This is a genomic window from Sphingomonas sp. BK235, assembly GCF_004345855.1.
Lineage (GTDB): Bacteria > Pseudomonadota > Alphaproteobacteria > Sphingomonadales > Sphingomonadaceae > Sphingomonas.
Genome location: NZ_SLXN01000003.1, coordinates 249973 through 271346, shown reverse-complemented (window position 1 = coordinate 271346; position 21374 = coordinate 249973). Strand labels below are relative to the sequence as shown.

The following is a 21374-nucleotide window of genomic DNA, read 5'->3' as shown; positions in this document are numbered from 1 at the left end:
AAGGCTCGCGTGAGGCTCACAGACGTTCCCCGACTCGCGCCCGACGCCGGGGCGACCTTTGCGAAAATCGCGGACCGCTCTCTCCCGTCATCCCGGACGTGTTCCGGGATCCACGGTGCCGCACCCTCGTCGGCCGAGGCGCTGGTACGACGGTGGATCCCGGAACAAGTCCGGGATGACGGAAGGGTCTTGCCGAGGTCCCGCGCCCACCAAGCCGGGCGCGACAACGGAGCGAGCCGCCGAGCCCCCTGTCCTACCCCGCGCGCTTCTGGCACAGCGCGCGCCATGTCCCATGCTGGCCGCCCGCGAACCTTGAGTCGCGACGCGCCAGCGACTCAACATTCGGACCCTCGCGCATGAGCTACAACACCTTCGGCCGCGTGTTCCGCTTCACTACCTGGGGCGAGAGTCACGGCCCGGCACTCGGCGCTATCGTCGACGGCTGCCCGCCGGGAATCGCGCTGGCCGAGGCCGATATCCAGCCCTGGCTCGACCGCCGCCGCCCCGGCCAGTCGCGCTTCACCACGCAGCGGCGCGAGCCCGACCAGGTCCGCATCCTCTCGGGCGTGTTCGAGGGACGCACCACCGGCACGCCGATCAGCCTGATGATCGAGAACGTCGACCAGCGCTCCAAGGACTATTCCGACGTCGCGCTCGCCTATCGACCCGGCCACGCCGATTACGCCTATGACGCCAAATACGGCTTCCGCGACTATCGCGGCGGCGGCCGTTCCTCGGCGCGCGAGACCGCCGCGCGCGTCGCCGCGGGCGCGGTGGCGCGGCTGGTGGTGCCGCAGGTGCGCGTGCGCGCCTGGGTCGAGGCGATCGGCGGCGACGCGATCGACCCGGCGAGCTTCGACGACGCCGCGATCGACGCCAACCCCTTCTTCTGCCCCGATCCCGCCGCCGCGGCGCGCTGGGAAGAGAAGGTCGACGCCGCGCGCAAGGCCGGCTCCTCGCTCGGCGCGGTGGTGGTGTGCGAGGCGACCGGCGTGCCGGCGGGCTGGGGCGCGCCGCTCTACGCCAAGCTCGACAGCGAGCTCGCCGCGGCGTGCATGTCGATCAACGCGGTGAAGGGCGTCGAGATCGGTGACGGCTTCGCCGCCGCGGCGCTGTCGGGCGAGCAGAATGCCGACGCGATGCGCCCCGGCGCGGACGGCCCCGCCTTCCTCGCCAACCATGCCGGCGGGATCGCGGGCGGGATCGCCACCGGCCAGCCGATCCGCGTGCGCGTCGCGTTCAAGCCGACCAGCTCGATCCTCACCCCGGTCGAGACCGTCACGCGCGAGGGCGCGGCGACCGAGATCGCCACCAAGGGCCGGCACGACCCCTGCGTCGGGATCCGCGGCGTGCCCGTGGTGGAGGCGATGGTCGCGCTGGTGCTCGCCGACCAGCGCTTGCTTCATCGCGCACAATGTGGCTAAGTTGGTTAATTTAGGCGAGTATTGATCGGAACACCCGCTCCGTGCGGCTCGTTGGGGGCTGACATCAGAGGAGAGGTTCCCATGCGCATTCTCGTTATCGCGGCCGCTGCCGCGCTCGCTTTCCCCGCGGTCGCCACGGCGCAGACCACGGGCGGCACCGCCGGCGGCATGGGCCAGTCGGGCACGATGGATCCCAGCGGCTCGATGGGCGGCATGGGCACGATGCAGCAGCCCGGCAGCACCGGCACCACCACCCAGGGGACGTCGTCCGACACGATGACGACCACCTCGCCGCGCTCGACGCGCGACTCGCGCCGCTCGTCGCGTGACCGCTCGACCACGAGCCAGCCGAGCACCAGCACCACCCCCGACCCGTCGACCCAGACGATGAACCCGGATCCGACGGTCAACCCGACGTCGCAGAACAACCCGCGCACGACGGGCACGGACCCGATGTCCACCTCGCCGCAGTCGCCGCAATAATCTCGCCCTCATCGCCCCCGGTATCGAGTCGATACCGGGGCGATGCGCCGTCAGTCGGCGAACGGGTCGCGTACCAGGATCGTGTCGGCGCGCTCGGGGCTGGTCGACACCAGCGCCACCGGGCAGCGGATCAGCTCCTCGACGCGGCGGATATATTTGATCGCCTGCGCCGGCAGATCGGCCCAGCTCCGCGCCCCCGCGGTCGAGTCCTGCCAGCCCTCCATCGTCTCATAGACCGGCTCGACCAACGCCTGGTCAGCGGCATGCGCCGGGAAATAGTCGATCACCTCCCCGCGCAACCGATAGCCGGTGCAGATCCGCACCTCGTCGAAACCGTCGAGCACGTCGATCTTGGTCAGCGCGATGCCGGTGATCCCGCCCACCGCCGCCGACTGGCGCACCAGCACCGCGTCGAACCAGCCGCAGCGCCGCTTGCGCCCCGTCACCGTGCCGAACTCATGCCCGCGCGTGCCGAGCCGTTCGCCGGTCGCATCCTCCAGCTCGGTCGGGAACGGTCCGGAGCCGACGCGGGTGGTATAGGCCTTGGCGATCCCCAGCACGAAGCCGACCGCCGCCGGACCGAGCCCCGAACCACCCGCCGCCGTGCCCGCGATCGTGTTCGACGAGGTGACGAACGGGTAGGTGCCGTGGTCGATGTCGAGCAGCACGCCCTGCGCGCCCTCGAACAGGATGCGCTTGCCCGCTTCCTTGGCGATGTTGAGGTCGCGCCACACCGGCTTGGCGAAGGGCAGGACGAAGTCGGCGATGGCGCGCAGCTCGGCGACCAGCGCGTCACGGTCAATCGGCGCCTCGCCGAAGCCGGCGCGCAGCGCGTCATGATGCGCGGTGAGCCGGTCGAGCTGCGGACCGAGATCGTCGAGGTGCGCGAGGTCGCAAACCCGAAGCGCACGGCGCCCGACCTTGTCCTCATAGGCCGGGCCGATGCCGCGCCGCGTCGTACCGATCTTGCCCGCGCCGCTGGCATCCTCGCGCAGCGCGTCGAGGTCGCGGTGGAACGGCAGGATCAGCGCGCAATTGTCCGCGATCCGCAGCGTCTCGGGGGTGGCGACCACGCCCTGCGCGGCGAGCCGCTCGATCTCGGTCTTGAGCGCCCAGGGATCGAGCACGACGCCGTTGCCGATCACCGAGGGCGTGCCGCGCACGATGCCCGAGGGCAGCAGCGAGAGCTTGTAGACCGACTCACCGACGACGAGCGTGTGGCCGGCATTGTGCCCGCCCTGGAAGCGCACGACGACGTCGGCGCGCTCGGCGAGCCAGTCGACGATCTTGCCCTTGCCCTCGTCGCCCCATTGCGCGCCGATGACTGCTACGTTGGCCATGGATACAGGTCTCCGCCTGCCGGGCGAACCCGCGCGCCCTTCGACAGGACTCGGCGCGCGAGTGGTTCAGCGATGTCGGTGGCGCGGGTAGCCGCGCCTCGAGAGGAGGTCAACCGCGCGCCGCCGATCGCCGTTCCGCGTCACCGCTCGATTGACCAGGCGTCGGCCCGGCCGGCAGCGTCGGTCGGCAACGGAGGAGGTGACGATGCGATGGTTCGGCGCGATGCTGGTCACCGCGACGCTGGCGGGCACGCCCGTGGCGGGGCAGAAGGTCGGCAATCTGGAGGTGGGCAAGCCCGCCCCCGCCGCCAGTCTGACGCTGGTGGACGGCACCACCACCACGCTCGCGGCGCATCGTGGCGAGGTGGTGTTGATCGCCTTCTGGGCGACCTGGTGCGGCGCGTGCCGGGCCGAGATGCCCATGCTCGACGCCTATCAGCGCGGCGCCGCCGGCCGAGGCTTGCGCGTCTTCGGCTATCCGATGGACCATCCCGCGCCCGCGACATTGCGCCGGCGTCCGTGGGATAAAGTGCATCTGCCCCAGATCGTCCAGGTCAAGGGCGTGGACGGATCGATCGGGTCGATCCCGACGCTGGTGGTGATCGATCGCGCCGGGATCGTCCGCTACGCGCATGACGGCGTGCTCGATCGCGCCAAGCTCGACCGACTGCTGTTGCCGCTGCTGCGCGAAGCTCCCGCACCGACGCCGCGTCCCGGCCCCTCCGGCACGCCCACGGCCTGAGCGTCGGCCGACGGCGCGCGGATCAGTCGATCGCGCGCGCCTCGCCGTCCGCGTAGAAGTGGGTGCAGACCTGCGCCTCGGGCGTGTCGCCGGGCTCGAGGGCGGCGACCGTCACCCAGCCGCGCGCGCGCATCGCCGCGCCCGCGTCCGCCGCGGTGCCCAGCGGCAGGAACAGGCGGCGGCGATCGATCACGGGCGGATCGCCGATCAGTCGGTCGGTGAAGAGCGAGAAGCCGGTCGCGGCCTCTTCCGCGCCACCCTCATGGACCACGGTATAGGTGCCGCCGCGCCCCACTTCAGTGGCGGAGGTGGCGGTGAACAGCGAGAAACCGAGCCAGCTCTGATATTCGAAGCCGTGCCGCTCGGTCGGATCGAGCGTCAGGGTCGCGCGCCCCTCCACCGCGCGCGCGATCGCCGCCAGCGCGTCGAGCCGCGACGCCAGCACCGTGTCGCGGTCGAATGCGCGCAGCCGCTCCATCGCCTGATCGAACGGCCCCGCGGCGGTCACCAGCGGAAGATAGTCGGCCGCGAGTTCCGCCACCGCCCCCGCGTCCTTGGCGTCGAGGCGCTGACGCAGCAGATCCAGCTTCTCGGGCGCCACCGGCAGCGCGCCCGCGGCGAGCGTATCGACCAAATCGGGCAAGGTGAAGTCGAGTGAGGGCATCGCCGCCCCGGCCGCGCGGATCGCCTCGATCGCGACGGTCACCACCTCCTGCGCCGCGGCGACGGTGTCGAGACCGAACAGTTCGGCGCCGATCTGGCGCGTCTCGCGCGCGGGCGCCAACTGGCTGGCGCGCAGCTTGAGCACCGCGCCGGCGTAGCTCAGTCGCACCGGACGCGGGTGGTGCCCCATCCGCGTCGCGGCGATCCGCGCCACCTGCGCGGTGAGATCGGGGCGGATCGCGAGCGTCCGCTGCGACACGGGATCGACGAACCGCACCGCGTCCTGCAGTCCGCCCGCCTTGAGTCGCGAGCCCAGCCCTTCGGCGAATTCGGCCAGCGGCGGATCGACGCGTTCATAGCCGTGCGCGTGAATCGCCGCGAGCACGCGCGCCTCCAGCGCGGCGGCGGCGTCGGCGACGGGGGGGAGGCGATCGCGCAGACCCTCGGGGAGAAGAGCGGTCATACGCGCTGGTCCTTCTTGCCGGCGAGGCGAGGATCGGGCTGAGGGGCCGCCGCGAGCGCGACGCCAAGGTGGAGCAACACGCCGTCCAGTTCCATCATCATGTCCGCATTCGTGCAGCGGAGCACCCGATAGCCGCGCGCCTCGAGCCCTGCTGTCCGCTTCCCGTCGCGGGATTGATCGTTGTGCGTGTCGCCGTCAACCTCGACGTCGGGCGCTGTCATCTCGCGGCGGCCGCGACGGGGGCGGTCACGAAGGAGGGGGCGGTCTGCACGGCCGCAGACGACGTGTTCAGGGATTCAGGAGCCCGGCACCAAATGGTTCTTTGTCGCTGACGCCGCTCGCCCCACCCGTCATCCCGGGCTCGACCCGGGATCCATGGTCCCGCGAGCGCCGTCGGCATCGCTCTCGCGGCGGAATGGATCCCGGCGCTAGGCCGGGATGACGGGAGTTTCGCAACCATCCGCTCCGGAGGGCCGATGACCCGTCATCAGCGCTCTCCCCGCCAGAGAGCTTGGGCAGGGACCGGTGTCTCACCACCGGCCCCGCCCCTCAGCTCAGAACGCCAGCCCCATCGCGGTCTTCACGCCCGGCAGCGCCTTGACCCGCGCGAGCAGTTCGGCGTCGACCGGCTGGTCGACCGAGAGCAGCAGCACCGCCTCGCCGCCCGCCTGGCGCCGGCCGAGATGGAAGGTGCCGATGTTGACGCCCGCCTCGCCCAGCAAGGTACCGATCCGCCCGATGAAGCCCGGCGCGTCCTCGTTGACGACGTAGAGCATCGCGCCGGTGAGATCGGCCTCGACCTTGATGCCGAACAGCTCGACCAGGCGCGGCGCCGAGTCACCGAACAGGGTGCCCGCCACCGAGCGCTCGCCGTCGGCGGTGCGCACCGCGACGCGCAGCAGCGTGTGATAATCACCCTCGCGCTCGGTGCGGATCTCGCGCACCTCCATGCCGCGGTCGCGCGCCAGCACCGGCGCGTTGACCATGTTCACCGTGTCGGTCTGCTGGCGCAGGAAGCCGGTGAGCACCGCGCTGGTCAGCGGCTTGGGGTTGAGGTCCGCCGCCGCGCCCTCGCGGTGGATCGAGACGCGGTCGATCGCGCCGGTGGCGAGCTGGCCGACGAGCGAGCCGAGCTTCTCCGCCAGCCCCATGTACGGGCGCAGCTTGGGCGCCTCCTCGGCCGAGAGGCTCGGCACGTTGAGCGCGTTGGTGACGCCGCCCGAGACGAGATAGTCCGCCATCTGCTCGGCGACCTGGATCGCGACGTTGACCTGCGCCTCGGTGGTCGAGGCGCCGAGGTGCGGGGTCGAGACGAAGTTGGGCGTGCCGAACAGCGGGCTGTCCTTGGCGGGCTCCTGCACGAAGACGTCGAGCGCGGCGCCGGCGATATGCCCCGAGTCGAGCCCCGCCTTGAGCGCCGCCTCGTCGATCAGCCCGCCGCGCGCGCAATTGACGATGCGCACGCCCTTCTTGGTCTTGGCGAGATTCTCGGCCGAGAGGATGTTGCGCGTCTGGTCGGTCAGCGGCGTGTGCAGCGTGATGAAGTCGGCGCGCGCGAGCAGCTCGTCGAGCGTCACCTTGGTCACGCCCAGCTCGACCGCGCGCTCCTCGGTGAGGAACGGGTCGAAGGCGACGACCTTCATCTTCAGCCCGAGCGCGCGGTCGGCGACGATCGAGCCGATATTGCCCGCGCCGATCAGCCCCAGCGTCTTGCCGGTGACCTCGACGCCCATGAAGCGGTTCTTCTCCCACTTGCCCGCCTGGGTCGAGGCGTCGGCCTCGGGCAGCTGGCGCGCGAGCGCGAACATCAGCGCGATGGCATGCTCGGCGGTGGTGATCGAGTTGCCGAACGGCGTGTTCATCACCACCACACCCTTGGCCGAGGCGGCGGGGATGTCGACGTTATCGACGCCGATGCCGGCGCGACCGACCACCTTGAGGTTGGTGGCGTGCGCGAGGATGTCCTTGGTTACCTTGGTCGAGCTGCGGATGGCGAGGCCGTCATACTGGCCGATGATCGCCTTGAGCTCGTCCGGGGTCTTGCCGGTGATCTCGTCCACCTCGACGCCGCGCTCGCGGAAGATCTCGGCGGCGCGCGGGTCCATCTTGTCGGAAATGAGTACCTTGGGCATGGGAAAATCCTGTCGGTAGCTGCCGGTGCTCCTGCGCACGCAGGAGCCCAGAGTCAGGGAAGATAGCGTTCGTGGCTGCTGGGCTCCTGCCTGCGCAGGAGCACGGGCCAATCAGCCCGCCTTGGCGGTGGCGTAGGCCCAGTCGAGCCACGGGCCGAGCGCCACGATGTCGGCGGTGTCGACGGTGGCGCCGCACCAGATGCGCAGCCCCGGCGGGGCGTCGCGATAACCGCCGATGTCATAGGCGGCGTGCTCGGCCTCGAGCAGCGACACCATCTTCTTGATGACGCCCTCGTCGGCGTCGACCGTGAGGCACACGCTGGTCTTGGAGCGCGACGCCGGGTCGGCGGCGAGGTGCCCGAGCCACTCGCGCTCGGCGACGATCGTGTCGAGCGCGGCGGCGTTGGCGTCCGAGCGCGCGATCAGCCCGCCCTTCCCCAGCGACTTGGCCCATTCGAGCGACCAGATCGCGTCCTCGACCGCCAGCATCGACGGCGTGTTGATCGTCTCGCCCTTGAACACGCCCTCGGTCAGCTTGCCCTTGGAGACGAGCCGGAACACCTTAGGCAGCGGCCAGGCGGGGGTGTAGCTCTCCAGCCGCTCGACCGCGCGCGGGCCGAGGATCAGCACGCCGTGCGCGCCCTCGCCGCCCAGCACCTTCTGCCAGGAGAAGGTGGCGACGTCGATCTTGTCCCACGGCAGGTCATAGGCGAAGACCGCGCTGGTGGCGTCGGCGAAGCTCAGCCCCTCGCGGTCGGCGGGGATCCAGTCGCCGTTCGGCACGCGCACGCCGCTGGTGGTACCGTTCCAGGTGAACAGCACGTCGTTCGACCAGTCGACCTGCGCGAGGTCGGGGAGCTGGCCGTAATCGGCACGGATCACCGTCGGGTCGATCTTCAGCTGCTTGACCGCGTCGGTCACCCAGCCCTCGCCGAAGCTCTCCCAGGCGAGCGCGGTGACCGGGCGCGCGCCCAGCATCGTCCACATCGCCATCTCATAGGCGCCGGTGTCGGAGCCGGGGACGATGCCGATGCGGTGCGTGTCAGGCAGGTTCAGCAACTCGCGCATCAGCTCAATGCAATATTGTAGCCGCTGCTTGCCGAGCTTCGAGCGATGTGAGCGTCCGAGGACGTCGGTTGCGAGCTTGGCGGGATCGTAGCCGGGCGGCTTGGCGCAGGGGCCGGACGAGAAATGCGGGCGGGCCGGCCGGGTGGCGGGCGTCGCGGGCGCGAGGGTGGCGTCGGCGGCGGTCGTATCAGTCATGTCTGACTCTCCTTACAGAGAGCACGCGCGGCGTTGGGACCGCGTGGCCCGTCGACCGCGCTACAGACGCCGGGGACCGCTGGCAAGCCGGATGATCGTCTAAAATAGGAGGTTGGCAGGCGGAGAGGGCAGCGGCGTGAGCGAGGCGAAAGGTCGGCCGTGTCATCAGATCGCATGGGGGGTCGCGGCGCTTGGCGCGTCATGGCTGTGGCTCGCCGATGAAGTGATCAGCTCCATGGCGGCATTCCTGGCGATCAACCGGCACGGCGGGATTGGCGGCCATGTCCTGCCGCTGCCACCCCTGTCACCGTGGCTGCTGCATCAGGCGCTGGACGTCGATCTCGGCCTGGCGCTCTTCGCGCTCGCCGCGGTAGCGCTGCTGCGCTGGCTGTATGTCATCGGGCGCAACGCGCATCTTCTCGCGGCCACGTCGCGCTACCGGCCAAGATACAAGCCGCGCTCGGCGGTGATATGGTTCTTCGTGCCGTTCGCCACTCTCATCCGTCCTTTTCAGGTGGTGCTGGAGTTCTGGCAGATCAGCCACGACCCAGCCGCGCCGGCGCGCGTACCGGTGCCCGCCCTGCTGCGTTGGTGGTGGGGATTGTGGCTGCTCGCCATGACGATTGACTATGCTCTGTCCAAGATCCGCGAGAGCCTCTGGATGGAAGGGGAAAGAATCTGGGTGGAGGAAGAGCTTTTCACCCTCGCATGGCTGACGACCGCGCGCGGCGTCGTGCAGACTGCGCTCGTCGTCGTGCTCACCATCGTCATCCTCCGCCTCTCCTTCCGGCAACGCACGGCTTTAGCTCGGCGCATTCCGCCGTTACACGAAGCCGATGACGTCGTGGCGTAACCACCGTTCCCGCCTCCTCCTCGTCACGCTGCTGCTCGCCGGCTGCGGACGGACCGAGCGTCCTGCCCCGCCGAGCGCGCGCGGCGAGGTCGAGGGGCCGAGCCTGCGCGAGACGCGCCAGTGTTTCGCCGACCTGCGCGCGCTCGGCGTCGATTTCCAGCCGCTGCCCGACAAGCAATATGGCGGCGGCTGCGCGCTGGTCGGCACGGTCAAGCTGCTCGACATCGGCGTGCCCACCGCCAATCTCGGCGCGGTGCGCTGCGGCGAGGCGCGCGCCTATGCTGCCTGGGCACGCAACGGCGTCGCGCCCGCCGCCTATCAGATCCTCGGGTCGGAACTGTCGCGCATCGTCAGCATGGGCAGCTACGCCTGCCGCAACACGATCGGCACCAAGGGACCGGCGCGGCGCTCGGGCCACGCGCTCGCCAACGCGATCGACATCGCCGCGTTCGAGCTCAAGAACGGCCGCCGCATCTCGATCCTGAACGACTGGCGCTCGCCCGACCCGCAGGTGCAGCAGTTCCTGCGCACCGTCCACGCCTCGGCCTGCCGCCGCTTCGGCACGGTGTTGTCGCCCGACTATAATGCGGTACACCGCGACCATCTCCACCTCGAGGACGACGGCGCGCGCTTCTGCAGGTGAGGCGCGCCATGTTCTTGCGACCGTCACGTTCCCGGCCTATCGATCCGCGATGACAGATACCCGCGTACCCAGCCGCGTCTTCCCGCGCGCCAAGCAGGATGCCGAGGTCGCCAAGACCAACGTCTCCACCCCGCAGACCGAGAGCCCCGCCTATCGGCTCGCCTTCCAGGACATGGACTTCCTGCTGCGCGAGGACCTCCGCCCGGTCCGCTTCCAGCTCGAGCTGCTCAAGACCCAGCTGATCTTCGAGGAAGCGCATATCGGCTCCACCTTCGTCTTCTACGGCTCGGCGCGCATCCCCGAGCCGAGCAAGGCGCAGGCGCTGCTCGACCTCGCCACCGACGAGAAGAGCCGTCAGGTCGCCGAGCGGCTGGTCGCCAAGAGCAAATATTACGACATGGCGCGCGAGCTGGCGCAGCTCTGTTCCAACTTCCCGCGCGACGAGGCGGGCAAGCGGCACTTCGTGGTGTGCTCGGGCGGCGGCCCCTCGATCATGGAGGCGGCCAATCGCGGCGCGGCGGACGTCCACGCCGAGTCGATCGGGCTCAACATCGTGCTCCCGCACGAGCAGGCGCCCAACCCCTATGTCACGCCGGCGCTGAGCACGCAGTTCCACTATTTCGCGCTGCGCAAGATGCACTTTCTGCTCCACGCGCGCGCGCTGGCGGCCTTCCCCGGCGGGTTCGGCACGTTCGACGAGCTGTTCGAGCTGCTGACACTGATCCAGACCGGCAAGGTTGAGCCGATCCCGGTGCTGCTGTTCGGACGCGAGTTCTGGGAGCGCGTGATCAACTTCGAGGCGCTGGTGGAGGAAGGCGTCGTGTCCGAGCGCGACCTCGGCATCTTCCGCTACGTCGAGAGCGCGGCCGAGGGCTGGGCGGTGGTGCAGCAATTCTACCGCGACCGCCACGAGAAGGGCGACGTGCCGCGGTAACAGGCGCGGCGGGACGGGGCGCCTCCCCGCCCCGCCGCCATCCGGCGCGCGGCTCGAACTTCAATAGCCCGCGTAATCCGAGAAGCGCGTGATCGTCGGGTCGAACTTGAGCACCACCTTGCCGGTGGCGCCGTGGCGCTGCTTGGCGACGATCAGCTCGGCGAGGCCGTAGACCCGCTCCATATCCGCCGCCCAGCGCGCGTGGTCCTCGAAGACGTTGGCGGAATCGCCCTCCATCGGCCGCTTGGGCTCGCGCTGCGCGGTGTAATAATCCTCGCGGTACACGAACCACACCATGTCGGCGTCCTGCTCGATCGAGCCCGACTCGCGCAGGTCCGACAGCATCGGGCGCTTGTCCTCGCGCTGCTCCACCGCGCGGCTCAGCTGCGAGAGCGCCAGCACCGGCACGTTCATGTCCTTGGCCAGCGTCTTGAGCCCGCGGCTGATCTCGGAGATCTCCTGCACGCGGTTGCCGTCACCCTTGCCCGAGCCCGAGAGCAGCTGGAGGTAATCCACCACCACCAGCCCGATCTCATTGTTGTGGCGGCGCTGCAGCCGGCGCACGCGGGTGTGCAGCGCGCCGATCGACAGGCCGCCGGTGTCGTCGATGAAGAAGGGCAGGTTCTCCAGCTCGGCCGCAGCGGCGGCGAGCTGCTCGAACTCGGTCTTGCTGATCTTGCCCATGCGCAGCGCCTCGGAACTGATCCGCGACTGTTCGGCGAGGATACGCGTGGCGAGCTGGTCCGCGCTCATCTCGAGGCTGAAGAAGGCGACCTTGGCACCGACCGACTTGGCCGGCGGGATGCCGTCGCGCATGTCGCGCATCCAGCGCTGCGCCGCGTTGAAGGCGATGTTGGTCGCGAGCGAGGTCTTGCCCATGCCGGGGCGGCCGGCGAGGATCATCAGGTCGGAATGGTGCATGCCGCCGATCTTGGCGTTGACCGAGTCGAGCCCGGTGGTGACGCCCGACAGGTTGCCGCCCCAGTTGAGCGCGCGCTCGGCCATCTTCACCGCCGCGGTGCTCGCCTGCGCGAAGCTCTTGACCGCATTCTCGGTGCCGCCGTCCGCCGCGACGCGGAAGAGCTCCTCCTCGGCGGCCTCGATCTGCGCGCGCGGGTTGACCTCCTCGCTCGTGTCCATCGCGCGGTCCACCATCGTATGGCCGACCAAGACGAGCGCGCGCAGCAGCGCGAGATCGTAGATCTGCTGCGCGAATTGGCGCGCGCCGATCAGGCCGGCGCCCGAGCCGGTCAGCCCGGCGAGATAGCCGACCCCGCCCAGTTCCTTGATCCCCTCGTCCGCCTCGAACATCGGGCGCAGCGTCACCGGCGTGGCGAGCATGTCGGTGGCGCGCAGCGACTTGATCGCGGCGAAGATGCGGCCGTGGACCGGCTCGTAGAAATGCTGCGGCTCGAGCCGGTCGACGATGTCGTCGGCGAGGCGGTTGTCGATCATCATCGCGCCCAGCATCGCGGCCTCGGCCTCGACGTTGCGCGGCAGGTGGACGGGTTCGGGCGATGCCGGCGAGGCGAATGCGAGGGTGGCCATGGCCGCGGCTATACCCCGCCGCTGCGGTCGGCGGAACGGCGGACGCGGTGAAAGCTGTGGATGACTCGATTGTGACGGCGGCGCATCGCCTCTATCGAGCGGGCACATGGCCGATCCGCGGATCATCGACATCGAGCTGGACGAACGCACCATCCTGTGGCGCTCGGCCGATATCGAGCAGGAACGCCGGATCGCCATCTTCGACCTGATCGAGAGTAACCATTTCGCGCCGCAGCGCGCGCAGCCCGACGATTACGCCGGTCCCTACAAGGTCCGGCTGTCGGTCGAGGAGGGACGGCTGGCGATGGCGATCCGCCGCGCCGACGACACGTTGCTGGAGACCCTGGTGCTGGGGCTCGCGCGCTTTCGTCGGCCGATCAGAGATTATTTCGCGATCTGCGACAGTTACTACCAGGCGATCCGCCAATCCACGCCGCAGCAGATCGAGACGGTGGACATGGCGCGGCGCGCCATCCACAATGATGCCGCCGAGCTGCTGCGCGAGCGGCTCGACGGCAAGGTGGCGATCGACTTCGCCACCGCGCGGCGTCTCTTCACGCTGATCTGCGTCCTTCATATCAAGGCTTAAGTGTTATCATGTGGGGTTTGGGAAGGATCTTCTTGATTCTGGGTGCGATCGCGCTCGCTGGTGTGGCGGCGTGGCAGGTCGCGCTGCGCTGGCGCCCCGCGGTCGAACGCTATCCAGTACAGGGGGTGGACGTCTCCGAGGCGACCGGTGCGGTCGAATGGCCGGTGGTCAAGGGCGAGGGCGCCGACTTCGGCTATGCGGTGGCGACGATCGGCGCCACCGCCCGCGATCACGCCTTCCAGACCAACTGGGACGAGATGGCGCGCGCGGGGCTGCGGCGCGGCGCGATCCACGTCTTCTCCTTCTGCCAGCCGCCGCGCGCGCAGGCCGATTCGTTCAACACGGTGGTGCCGCGCGACTCGCAGGCGCTGCCGGTGGCGGTCTCGTTCCGCTACGCCGACGATTGCGAGGAACGGCCCGAGCGTGCCGCGTTGGTGGCGGGAGTCGCCGACATGATCCGGCGGATCGAGACGCATACGGGCAAGCCGGTGCTGCTCAAGGTGGCGCGCGAGGTCGAGCGCGACTATCGCCTGACCGAGGCGTTCGACCGGCCGCTCTGGGCGGTCGGCAACTTCCTGCGTCCGGCCTATGGTGCGCGGGTGTGGCGGATGTGGCGCGCGAGCGACCTGCGCCGCGTCGACGGAGTCGAGGGGCCGGTCAACTGGGACGTGGTGGAACTGGGATGAGCGAGCGGGATCAGGATCAGGCGCCCTCGTCCGAGGCGACGACGTTGATCGAAGCGGCACGCGCCGCGGCAGCGCACGCGCACGCGCCCTATTCGCGCTTCGCGGTCGGGGCGGCGGTGCTGCTCGACGACGGCAGCGTCGTGACCGGCGCCAATGTCGAGAATGCCAGCTACGGCCTGTCGCTCTGCGCCGAGACGGTGGCGATCGCGACCGTGTCCGCCTCCGGTCGGTTGCGCCGCGTGGTCGCAATAGGGGTGATCGGCGGCGCGATGGGGCCGGACGGCCGCGCGACCGGTGATACGCCGGTGCGTCCGTGCGGGCGCTGCCGCCAGGTGCTCAACGAGGCGGCCCAACTCAGCGGGCGCGACCTCGCCGTCTATTGCGCGGGCGCGGAAGGCTCGGCGGTGGCGCGCTACCACCTGTCCGACCTGCTGCCCGACGCCTTCGGGCCGGCCGACCTCGGGATCGCCTGAGCCTGCCGTCCGGCGGCGCTCCGCGCTGGCGGCGCGGTCATCCCCGGCGTGGCGTCATCCTGTCCTATAGCCGGCGGTGCTTGCCGCCGTAGCGCTGGCCGATGTAGCTGCCGATCCGCGCCATCTCGTGCGCCGCGGCGGTCGTCGCCTCGGCGCAGCACGGCATCGGGTCGCGCTCGGCCTGGGCCACGCGCGCGGCGACTCGCTCACACAGCGTCTCGATATCGGCGCGGGTCAGCAGGTTCTTCTCGCGCATCAGGCACAGCAGCGACTGAAGGATGACGATGCTCTCGTCACCAGCGCGCTCGTTCGACAGCATCGCCCTCTCCTCACCTGTTTTGAGAGGAGAGTACGCCGAATTCCAACCGTGGCAAGCAGAGCTTTGCGCCTCAGCGCAGCCCCCCGCCCAGCGAGCGGTACAGCTCCACCAGGTTGCTCGCGCGGCTCAGCCGCGTGGTCACCAGCTGCTGCTGCGCCGAATAAGCGGTACGCTGCGCGTCGAGCGAGGTCAGGAACGAGTCCACGCCCGCGCGGTAGCGTGCGTCGGACAGTCGCGCCGCGACCGAGGCGGCCTCGGCGCGGGCGGTCTGCGCTGAGACCTGCTCGCCGATCGTGCCGCGCTGCGCCAGCGCGTCGGCCACCTCGCGGAAGGACGTCTGGATCGTCTTCTCATAGGTCGCCACCGCGGCCTGCTGCGACGCCTTGGCATAATCGAGGTTGCCCGCGTTGCGCCCGCCGTCGAACAGCGGCAGGCCGACCGAGGGCGAGCCGGTGTAGGTGAAGCTGCCCCCACCGAAGAGGCCGGACAATGCGGTGGAGATCGTCCCGATCGTCGCGGTGAGCGAGATGCGCGGGAAGAAGGCCGCGCGCGCCGCGCCGATATTGGCGTTCTGCGCGATCAGCTGATGCTCGGCCTGGAGCACGTCGGGGCGGCGCAGCAGCACCTCGGACGAGACGTCGCCGGGCAAAGCGTCGCGCGTCAGCGGCGTGTCGTCGAGCCCGGTCGGCAGCTGCTCGGCGGGCACGGTGGTGCCGACCAGCAGGTTGAGCGCGTTCTGGTCCTGCGCCACGCGCGTGGTGAGCGCGGCGATGTCGTTGCGCGCGGCCTGATAATTGGTCTCGGCCTGGCGCGCCTCCAGCTCGGAGGCGACCCCGATGCGGAACTGCGCGCTGGTGAGCCGCACCGTCTCCTCGAAGGTCTTGAGCGTCTCGCGGCTGAGCCGCAGCTGCTCCTGGTCCGAGGCGAGCGTCAGCCACGCCGTCGCGATCTCGGCGATCAGGCTGATGCGGGTGGAGCGCTGCGCCTCTTCCGACGCGAAATATTGCTCCAGCGCGGCACGGTTGAGGTTGCGCACGCGCCCGAACAGGTCGAGCTCGAACGCCGAGAAGCCGGCGTTGACCGAGAAAAACTCGACGTTCGAAGACGTGCTGCCGACTCCCGCGCCGGCGCCCACCCCGGTCCCGCCGCCGGTGCCGCCACCCGCGCCACTGCCGGTGCCCGTCCCGGTGCCAGTGCCCGTGCCAGCGCCCGCGCCGGCAGCAGCGCCGGCCGCGCCGAAGATGTTGTTGGTGAACGTGCCCGACCCCGAGATGGTCGTGCTCGGCACCAGATCGGCGCGCTGGACGCGATATTGCGCCCGCGCCTGGAGCACGTTGGCCGCCGCGACGCGCAGGTCGCGGTTGTTCGCCAGCCCGGTCTCGATCACCCCGCGCAGCCGCGGATCGAGGAAGAAGTCGCGCCAGCCGATCTGGCTGACGTCGGCCGCGTCGCTCGCCGCGGCGGGATAGACGCCACCTTGCGGCAGCGCGGCCGGGACCGCGCCGCCGGGCCGCTCATATTTGGGCGCCAGGTTGCAGCCGGCGAGCGCACTGGACAGCGCCAGCGCGGCGAGGATCGCGGAACGAGTCACGTCAGGCTCCCTCGGGGCGCGGTGCCCCGGGATGATGGTCGAGGGCGGCGTCGTCCGCCCGGCGGTCGGCGTCGTCGGGGTCGTCGGTCCGGTCGGGGGTCGCGGCGTGGCCGCCGTGCCCGAACAGCCGCAGCACGACGACGAAGAACATCGGCACGAAGAAGATCGCCAGCACCGTCGCGGACAGCATGCCGCCCACCACCGCGCGACCGATCGCGTTCTGGCCGCCCGCGCCCGCGCCCGTCGACACCGCCAGCGGCATCACGCCGAACACGAAGGCGAGGCTGGTCATCAGGATCGGGCGCAGGCGCAGCTTGGCCGCCTCCACCGCCGCGTCGAAGGCGCTCAGCCCTTCTGCCATCCGTTCCTCGGCGAACTCGACGATCAGGATCGCGTTCTTGGCGGACACGCCGATCGTCGTGATCAGGCCGACCTGGAGGTAGATGTCCTTGTTCAGCCCGGTCAGCCACGCCGCGAGCACCGCGCCGATGATGCCGAGCGGCACCACCAGCAGCACCGAGATCGGCACCGACCAGCTCTCGTACAGCGCGGCGAGGCAGAGGAAGACGATCAGCAGCGACAGACCGTACAGCGCCGGCGCCTGCCCGCCCGACAGCCGCTCCTCATAGGAGAGGCCGGTCCATTCCAGCGTCGTGCCCGGGGGCAGCTTGGCGTGGATCTCCTGCAACGCCTCCATCGCCGCGCCGGTGCTCTCCCCCGGCCCGGCCGAGCCCTGCAGCTGCATCGCGGGCTGACCGTTGTAGCGGGTCAGCGAGACGGGCGCGTTGGCCCATTCCAGCGTCGAGAAGGCGGTGAACGGCGCCATCTGCCCGTTCGCGCCGCGGACGTACAGCTCGCCGACGTCCTCGGGCGCCATACGGTATGGCCCGTCATTCTGGACATAGACCCGCTTCACGCGACCGCGGTCAATGAAGTCGTTGATATAGCCGCCGCCCCACGCGGTCGCGATGGTGCTGTTGACGTCGGCGAGGTCGAGCCCGAGCGCGCGCGCCTTGTCCTCGTCGATCTTCACCTTGAGCTGCGGCGCGTCCTCCAGGCTCAGCGGGCGCACCTGCGCCAGCCGCGGGTCTTGCGACGCCATGCCGAGCATCATGTTGCGGATCTGCGTCAGCTTCTCGTGCCCGACGCCGCCGGTGTCGACCAGCTGGACGTCGAAGCCGGTGGCGTTGCCGAGCTCCTGCACCGCGGGCGGGATCAGCGCGAAAATCAGACCGTCCTTGTATTGCGAGAAGGACCCCATCGCGCGCCCGACGATCGCCTGGGCGCGATTGTCGCCGCCCGAGCGGTCCTCCCACGGCTTCAGGTTGACGAAGACGAGGCCGGTGTTCTGGCCCTGGCCGGCGAAGCTGAAGCCGTTGATGGTGAAGACGCCCTGGACGTTCTTGGCCTCCTGCTTGAGGAAGTGGTCGCGGGTCAGCGCCAGCCCCTTCTCGGTGCGCGCACTGCTCGCGCCCGCCGGGCCCTGCACCAGCGCGAGCACGAAGCCCTGGTCCTCGTCGGGCAGGAAGCCCGAGGGCAGCCGGATGAAGACGAGCGCCATGCCCGCGACGATCAGCAGATAGACCAGCAGCGAGCGCTTCCAGTGGCGCGCGGTGCTCTTCACCCCGCCCTCGTAGCGATGCTGCGCGCGGTCGAAGTTGCGGTTGAACCAGCGGAAGAAGCGCGCCAGCAGGCCGTTGCCCTCCTGCTTGTCGGGGTCGTGCGGCTTCAGGATCGTGGCGCAGAGCGCGGGCGTCAGGATCAGCGCGACCAGCACCGAGAGCACCATCGCCGAGACGATCGTGATCGAGAACTGGCGGTAGATCACGCCGGTCGAGCCGCCGAAGAAGGCCATCGGCAGGAACACCGCGGAGAGCACCATGCCGATGCCGACCAGCGCGCTGCTGATCTCGTCCATCGACTTGCGCGCGGCTTCCTTGGGGCTGAGGTGCTCGGTGACGATCAGGCGCTCGACGTTCTCGACCACGACGATCGCGTCGTCGACGAGCAGGCCGATCGCCAGCACCATGCCGAACAGGGTCAGCGTGTTGATCGTGAAGCCCGCCAGCGCCATCACCGCGAAGGTGCCGAGCAGCACCACCGGCACCGCGATCGTCGGGATCAGCGTCGCGCGCCAGTTCTGCAGGAACAGGAACATGACGAGGAAGACGAGCACCACCGCCTCGATCAGCGTGTGGATCACCTGCTCCACCGACAGCCGCACGAACGGCGTGATGTCGTAGGGGTAGATCACCTTCACGTCGGCGGGCAGCGTCTTGCCGATCTCGGCGACGCGCGCCTTGAGCAGGTCGACCGTGTCGAGCGCGTTCGCGCCCGCCGCCAGACGGACGCCGAAGCCCGACGCCGGCTTGCCGTTATACTGTACGTCGAAGCCGTAATTCTCGGCGCCGATCTCGACCCGCGCGACGTCGCGCAGCCGCACCACCGAGCCGTCGGTGCCGGTCTTGAGCCGGATGGTGCCGAACTGCTCGGGCGTCTGCAGCCGCGACTGCACCGAGACGGTCGCGTTGAGCATCTGCTCCTTGGGCGCGGGCTGCGCGCCGATCTGGCCGGCGGAAACCTGCGCGTTCTGCGCCTGCACCGCGGCGGTGACGTCGGCGACGGTCAGCGCGTAATTGTTGAGCTTGAGCGGATCGAGCCAGATGCGCATCGCATATTGCGAGCCGAACACCTGGAGCTCGCCGACGCCGTTGATGCGGCTGACCGGGTCCTGGAACTTGGACACGACCATGTCGGCGAGGTCGTTGTTGCTGTGCGACCCGTCGGTGGAGACGAGGCCGACCACCGCGAGGAAGCTCGCCGCCGACTTGGTCACCTGGATGCCCTGGCGCTGGACCTCCTGCGGCAGCAGCGGGGTCGCCGCCTGCAGCTTGTTCTGGACCTGGACCTGCGCGATGTCGGGGTCGGTGCCCTGCTCGAAGGTCAGCGTGATCGTGACGACGCCCGCCGAGGAGGAAGACGACGAGAAATAGCGCAGATTGTCGATGCCGCGCAGCTGCTGCTCGATGATCTGCGTGGTGGTGCGCTCGAGCGTCTCGGCGTCGGCGCCCGGATAGGTGGCGGCGATCGCCACCGCGGGGGGCGCGATCTCGGGGAATTGCGCGACCGGCAGGCTGCGGATCGCGATGATCCCCGCCAGCATCAGCGCCATGGCGATGACCCATGCGAAGATGGGCCGGTCGATGAAGAAGCGCGACATGCGGCGTTACTTTCCTTGCGCCTGCTGGCCCTGCTGTCCGCCGCCCTGCTGGCCCGGTGCACCCTGGCCCGGCGCGGCCTGCGCGGCGTTCGGATTGTACGGCACCGCCTTCACCGGCATGCCGGGACGCAGCATCATCGCGCCCTCGACCACGACCTTGTCGCCGGCCTTGAGGCCCGAGGTGACCAGCCAGTTCTCGCCGATGGTCCGCGGCGCGGTGAGCGCGCGCGGCTGGAGCTTGCCGTCGGAACCGACGACCAGCACGCTGGGATTGCCCTTCTCGTCGCGGGTCACCGCACGCTGCGGCACCAGCAGCGCATTGGCCTGCGTGCCCTCGACCAGCTCGGCGCGGACGTACATGCCCGGCAGCAGCAGCCCGCGCGGGTTCGGAAACAGCGCGCGGATCGTCTGCGTGCCCGTGTTGGGATCGACGCTGACGTCGGCGAACTGGAGCTTGCCCTCGATCGGATAGACCGAGCCGTCCTCGAGCCGCAGCTGCACGCGCGCGGCGCGGCCGCCGCGCGACAGGTCGCCCGCGGCGATCTGCTGGCGCAGCCGCAGCAGGTCGGCGCTCGACTGGCTGACGTCGACATAGATCGGGTCAAGTCGCTGGATCGTGGTCAGCGCATTCGTCTGACCCGAGCTGACCAGCGCGCCGGTGGTGACGATCGAGCGCCCGATCCGCCCCGAGATCGGCGCGCGGATCGTGGTGCGCGCCAGATCGATCTGCGCGGTGCGCAACGCGGCCTGCTGCGCGGCGACGTCGGCGCGCGCCTGCTCGGCGGAGGTCACCGCATTCTCGAAGTCCTGCCGTGCGATCGCGTTGATCTTGACGAGCTCGCCGTACCGCCGCTGCAACGCCGCACTCGACGCGATCGCGGCGCGCGCGCGCGCCAGCGCGGCGCGGGCATTGGCGACCTGCGCCTGATAGGGCTGCGGGTCGACGCGGTAGAGCGCCTGACCCTTCTTGACCTGGTCGCCCTCGGTGAACAGCCGCGCGGTGACGAGGCCGTTGACCTGCGGGCGCACTTCGGACGTCTCATACGCGCTGGTACGGCCCGGCAGCACGGTCGTCAGCGTGACCGACTCGGGCTGCACCGTCACCACGCCGACCTGCGGCGGTGCGGCCTGCCCCTGCTGCTCGGCGCCGCCCTTGGCCGCACCCTGCTCGTTCCCGCCGCCGCTGCACGCGGCGAGCGGAACCATCACCAGCGCCGCGAGCGCCAACCCCTGTTTTGCCATGGACATCTCGTCGAATGTGTGTGAGTGATCGCTCACTCACGAATGCTGCTACTGCGAAGAGAGCAGATCGTCAATACGAGTAAGAAGATGACGTCAGACGACCGCATGGCGACGGTGCCGCGGGATCGGAGCGGCAAGGCAAACGCGCGTCGCGCCAAAATAGTTCAAGCCGCACGGGAACTTTTTGCCGAGCACGGCTTCCACGCGACCGGCATGGCGCGGATCTCCGAGCGTTCGGGCGTGCTGGTGGGGCAGATCTACCGCGATTTCGCGAACAAGGAGGCGATCGTCGCCGCGCTGGCGGAGCAGGACCTCGCCGATTTCCTCGGCGGCGACGAGCTGTGCGCGGGGCGGTGCGCGATCGACCGCGTCGCGGTGCGCGCCTGGATCGAGCGGTTCATCACCTGCGCGGACATGCCCGACGAGCGGCTCGTCTCCGAGATCATCGCCGAGACCGCCCGCAACCCGCGACTGGCCGAGATCTTCCGATCGCTCGACGAGCGGCTGCGCGAGCGGCTGATGGAGGCGTTGCGCACGATCGTTCCCGACGCGCGTGCGATCGAGTCGCTGCGCTGTCTCGCCGAGTCGATCCTCGTGGTCTCCGCCGGGGTGTTCCAGCGCCGCCTCGTCAAGAACCGCGAGACGCCCCCGGCGGTCGTGGCCATGCTGATGGACTTCATCGACCGCGAGCTCGATCGTCTCGGCGCGCCGGGCTGACGCCCCCTCCCCATTGCGGGCCGCTCGGACGAGCGACTAGATAGGCAGG

Annotated in this window: 20 protein-coding genes; 10 read left to right on the top strand and 10 right to left on the bottom strand. The window is 69.9% G+C overall.

Annotated elements, in window-relative coordinates:
• Positions 1–356 precede the first annotated feature (356 nt).
• A complete protein-coding gene (aroC, locus tag EV292_RS10165; RefSeq protein ID WP_132909090.1) occupies positions 357–1424 on the top strand; it encodes a chorismate synthase in 1068 nt (355 codons plus the stop codon).
• 81 nt (positions 1425–1505) lie between these two features.
• On the top strand, positions 1506–1907 hold the full coding sequence (locus EV292_RS10160; protein WP_132909089.1) for a hypothetical protein: 402 nt from the start codon (positions 1506–1508) through the stop codon (positions 1905–1907).
• Between the two features lie 50 nt (positions 1908–1957).
• On the opposite strand, the gene EV292_RS10155 is transcribed toward EV292_RS10160, so the two are convergent.
• Positions 1958–3247 (bottom strand): adenylosuccinate synthase, encoded by a 1290-nt coding sequence (locus tag EV292_RS10155; RefSeq protein ID WP_132909088.1) that lies wholly within the window; start codon positions 3245–3247, stop codon positions 1958–1960.
• A 205-nt stretch (positions 3248–3452) separates the two neighbouring features.
• Between EV292_RS10155 and EV292_RS10150 the strand changes: the two genes are divergently transcribed.
• Complete coding sequence (locus tag EV292_RS10150) at positions 3453–3989, top strand: TlpA disulfide reductase family protein (protein ID WP_132909087.1); 537 nt, start codon at positions 3453–3455, stop codon at positions 3987–3989.
• A gap of 22 nt (positions 3990–4011) precedes the next feature.
• Here EV292_RS10150 and EV292_RS10145 read toward each other — a convergent pair whose 3' ends face one another.
• The 4 genes from EV292_RS10145 to EV292_RS10130 form a co-directional block, all read right to left on the bottom strand.
• A complete protein-coding gene (locus EV292_RS10145) occupies positions 4012–5115 on the bottom strand; it encodes an ATP phosphoribosyltransferase regulatory subunit (RefSeq protein WP_132909086.1) in 1104 nt (367 codons plus the stop codon).
• Entirely contained in the window at positions 5112–5336 is a 225-nt protein-coding gene (locus tag EV292_RS10140; RefSeq protein ID WP_132909085.1) for a DUF559 domain-containing protein, read from the bottom strand. Before EV292_RS10140 ends, EV292_RS10145 begins: the two co-directional genes overlap by 4 nt.
• A gap of 333 nt (positions 5337–5669) precedes the next feature.
• Positions 5670–7247 carry a phosphoglycerate dehydrogenase gene (gene serA, locus EV292_RS10135; protein ID WP_132909084.1) on the bottom strand — a complete coding sequence of 526 codons (1578 nt, stop codon included), beginning with the start codon at positions 7245–7247 and terminating at the stop codon, positions 5670–5672.
• 111 nt (positions 7248–7358) lie between these two features.
• Positions 7359–8510 carry a phosphoserine transaminase gene (locus tag EV292_RS10130; protein ID WP_132909083.1) on the bottom strand — a complete coding sequence of 384 codons (1152 nt, stop codon included), beginning with the start codon at positions 8508–8510 and terminating at the stop codon, positions 7359–7361.
• Between the two features lie 136 nt (positions 8511–8646).
• Here EV292_RS10130 and EV292_RS10125 point away from each other — a divergent pair, with 136 nt between their 5' ends.
• The 3 genes from EV292_RS10125 to EV292_RS10115 are packed head-to-tail and all read left to right on the top strand — an operon-like array spanning position 8647 to position 10940.
• Complete coding sequence (locus EV292_RS10125; protein ID WP_132909082.1) at positions 8647–9363, top strand: DUF4328 domain-containing protein; 717 nt, start codon at positions 8647–8649, stop codon at positions 9361–9363.
• Complete coding sequence (locus EV292_RS10120; protein WP_132909081.1) at positions 9347–10006, top strand: extensin family protein; 660 nt, start codon at positions 9347–9349, stop codon at positions 10004–10006. The genes EV292_RS10125 and EV292_RS10120 overlap by 17 nt, the downstream gene beginning before the upstream one ends.
• 49 nt (positions 10007–10055) lie before the next feature.
• Positions 10056–10940: an LOG family protein gene (locus EV292_RS10115; RefSeq protein WP_132909080.1), complete on the top strand. Its 885-nt coding sequence runs from the start codon at positions 10056–10058 to the stop codon at positions 10938–10940.
• Between the two features lie 60 nt (positions 10941–11000).
• Here the strand turns inward: EV292_RS10115 and EV292_RS10110 are convergent, their stop codons facing one another.
• Complete coding sequence (locus tag EV292_RS10110) at positions 11001–12488, bottom strand: replicative DNA helicase (protein ID WP_132909079.1); 1488 nt, start codon at positions 12486–12488, stop codon at positions 11001–11003.
• A 106-nt stretch (positions 12489–12594) separates the two neighbouring features.
• Here EV292_RS10110 and EV292_RS10105 point away from each other — a divergent pair, with 106 nt between their 5' ends.
• Genes EV292_RS10105 through EV292_RS10095 form a run of 3 tightly spaced genes read left to right on the top strand, consistent with a single transcriptional unit; the run spans position 12595 to position 14236 of the window.
• Complete coding sequence (locus tag EV292_RS10105; protein WP_132909078.1) at positions 12595–13077, top strand: UPF0262 family protein; 483 nt, start codon at positions 12595–12597, stop codon at positions 13075–13077.
• A gap of 32 nt (positions 13078–13109) precedes the next feature.
• Complete coding sequence (locus EV292_RS10100; protein ID WP_165927077.1) at positions 13110–13763, top strand: GH25 family lysozyme; 654 nt, start codon at positions 13110–13112, stop codon at positions 13761–13763.
• Positions 13760–14236 carry a cytidine deaminase gene (locus tag EV292_RS10095; RefSeq protein WP_132909076.1) on the top strand — a complete coding sequence of 159 codons (477 nt, stop codon included), beginning with the start codon at positions 13760–13762 and terminating at the stop codon, positions 14234–14236. Before EV292_RS10100 ends, EV292_RS10095 begins: the two co-directional genes overlap by 4 nt.
• A 64-nt stretch (positions 14237–14300) precedes the next feature.
• On the opposite strand, the gene EV292_RS10090 is transcribed toward EV292_RS10095, so the two are convergent.
• The 4 genes from EV292_RS10090 to EV292_RS10075 form a co-directional block, all read right to left on the bottom strand.
• Positions 14301–14555, bottom strand: a complete 255-nt coding sequence (locus EV292_RS10090) for a hypothetical protein (protein WP_132909075.1) — start codon at positions 14553–14555, stop codon at positions 14301–14303.
• 70 nt (positions 14556–14625) lie between these two features.
• Positions 14626–16146, bottom strand: coding sequence for an efflux transporter outer membrane subunit (locus EV292_RS10085; protein WP_132909074.1), 1521 nt, complete (start codon positions 16144–16146; stop codon positions 14626–14628).
• Between the two features lies 1 nt (position 16147).
• Entirely contained in the window at positions 16148–19366 is a 3219-nt protein-coding gene (locus EV292_RS10080) for an efflux RND transporter permease subunit (RefSeq protein ID WP_132909073.1), read from the bottom strand.
• A 6-nt stretch (positions 19367–19372) separates the two neighbouring features.
• Positions 19373–20614, bottom strand: coding sequence for an efflux RND transporter periplasmic adaptor subunit (locus EV292_RS10075; protein ID WP_207913395.1), 1242 nt, complete (start codon positions 20612–20614; stop codon positions 19373–19375).
• An 81-nt stretch (positions 20615–20695) separates the two neighbouring features.
• Between EV292_RS10075 and EV292_RS10070 the strand changes: the two genes are divergently transcribed.
• On the top strand, positions 20696–21325 hold the full coding sequence (locus EV292_RS10070; protein ID WP_165927076.1) for a TetR/AcrR family transcriptional regulator: 630 nt from the start codon (positions 20696–20698) through the stop codon (positions 21323–21325).
• Positions 21326–21374: the final 49 nt, after the last annotated feature.

Excerpts from the sequence above, each read along its gene's own strand:
- aroC (WP_132909090.1), top strand. The coding sequence starts at position 357 with ATGAGCTACAACACCTTCGGCCGCGTGTTCCGCTTCACTACCTGGGGC.
- EV292_RS10160 (WP_132909089.1), top strand. The coding sequence starts at position 1,506 with ATGCGCATTCTCGTTATCGCGGCCGCTGCCGCGCTCGCTTTCCCCGCG.
- EV292_RS10155 (WP_132909088.1), bottom strand. The coding sequence starts at position 3,247 with ATGGCCAACGTAGCAGTCATCGGCGCGCAATGGGGCGACGAGGGCAAG.
- EV292_RS10150 (WP_132909087.1), top strand. The coding sequence starts at position 3,453 with ATGCGATGGTTCGGCGCGATGCTGGTCACCGCGACGCTGGCGGGCACG.
- EV292_RS10145 (WP_132909086.1), bottom strand. The coding sequence starts at position 5,115 with ATGACCGCTCTTCTCCCCGAGGGTCTGCGCGATCGCCTCCCCCCCGTC.
- EV292_RS10140 (WP_132909085.1), bottom strand. The coding sequence starts at position 5,336 with ATGACAGCGCCCGACGTCGAGGTTGACGGCGACACGCACAACGATCAA.
- serA (WP_132909084.1), bottom strand. The coding sequence starts at position 7,247 with ATGCCCAAGGTACTCATTTCCGACAAGATGGACCCGCGCGCCGCCGAG.
- EV292_RS10130 (WP_132909083.1), bottom strand. The coding sequence starts at position 8,510 with ATGACTGATACGACCGCCGCCGACGCCACCCTCGCGCCCGCGACGCCC.
- EV292_RS10120 (WP_132909081.1), top strand. The coding sequence starts at position 9,347 with ATGACGTCGTGGCGTAACCACCGTTCCCGCCTCCTCCTCGTCACGCTG.
- EV292_RS10115 (WP_132909080.1), top strand. The coding sequence starts at position 10,056 with ATGACAGATACCCGCGTACCCAGCCGCGTCTTCCCGCGCGCCAAGCAG.
- EV292_RS10110 (WP_132909079.1), bottom strand. The coding sequence starts at position 12,488 with ATGGCCACCCTCGCATTCGCCTCGCCGGCATCGCCCGAACCCGTCCAC.
- EV292_RS10105 (WP_132909078.1), top strand. The coding sequence starts at position 12,595 with ATGGCCGATCCGCGGATCATCGACATCGAGCTGGACGAACGCACCATC.
- EV292_RS10095 (WP_132909076.1), top strand. The coding sequence starts at position 13,760 with ATGAGCGAGCGGGATCAGGATCAGGCGCCCTCGTCCGAGGCGACGACG.
- EV292_RS10090 (WP_132909075.1), bottom strand. The coding sequence starts at position 14,555 with ATGCTGTCGAACGAGCGCGCTGGTGACGAGAGCATCGTCATCCTTCAG.
- EV292_RS10080 (WP_132909073.1), bottom strand. The coding sequence starts at position 19,366 with ATGTCGCGCTTCTTCATCGACCGGCCCATCTTCGCATGGGTCATCGCC.
- EV292_RS10075 (WP_207913395.1), bottom strand. The coding sequence starts at position 20,614 with ATGTCCATGGCAAAACAGGGGTTGGCGCTCGCGGCGCTGGTGATGGTT.
- EV292_RS10070 (WP_165927076.1), top strand. The coding sequence starts at position 20,696 with ATGACGTCAGACGACCGCATGGCGACGGTGCCGCGGGATCGGAGCGGC.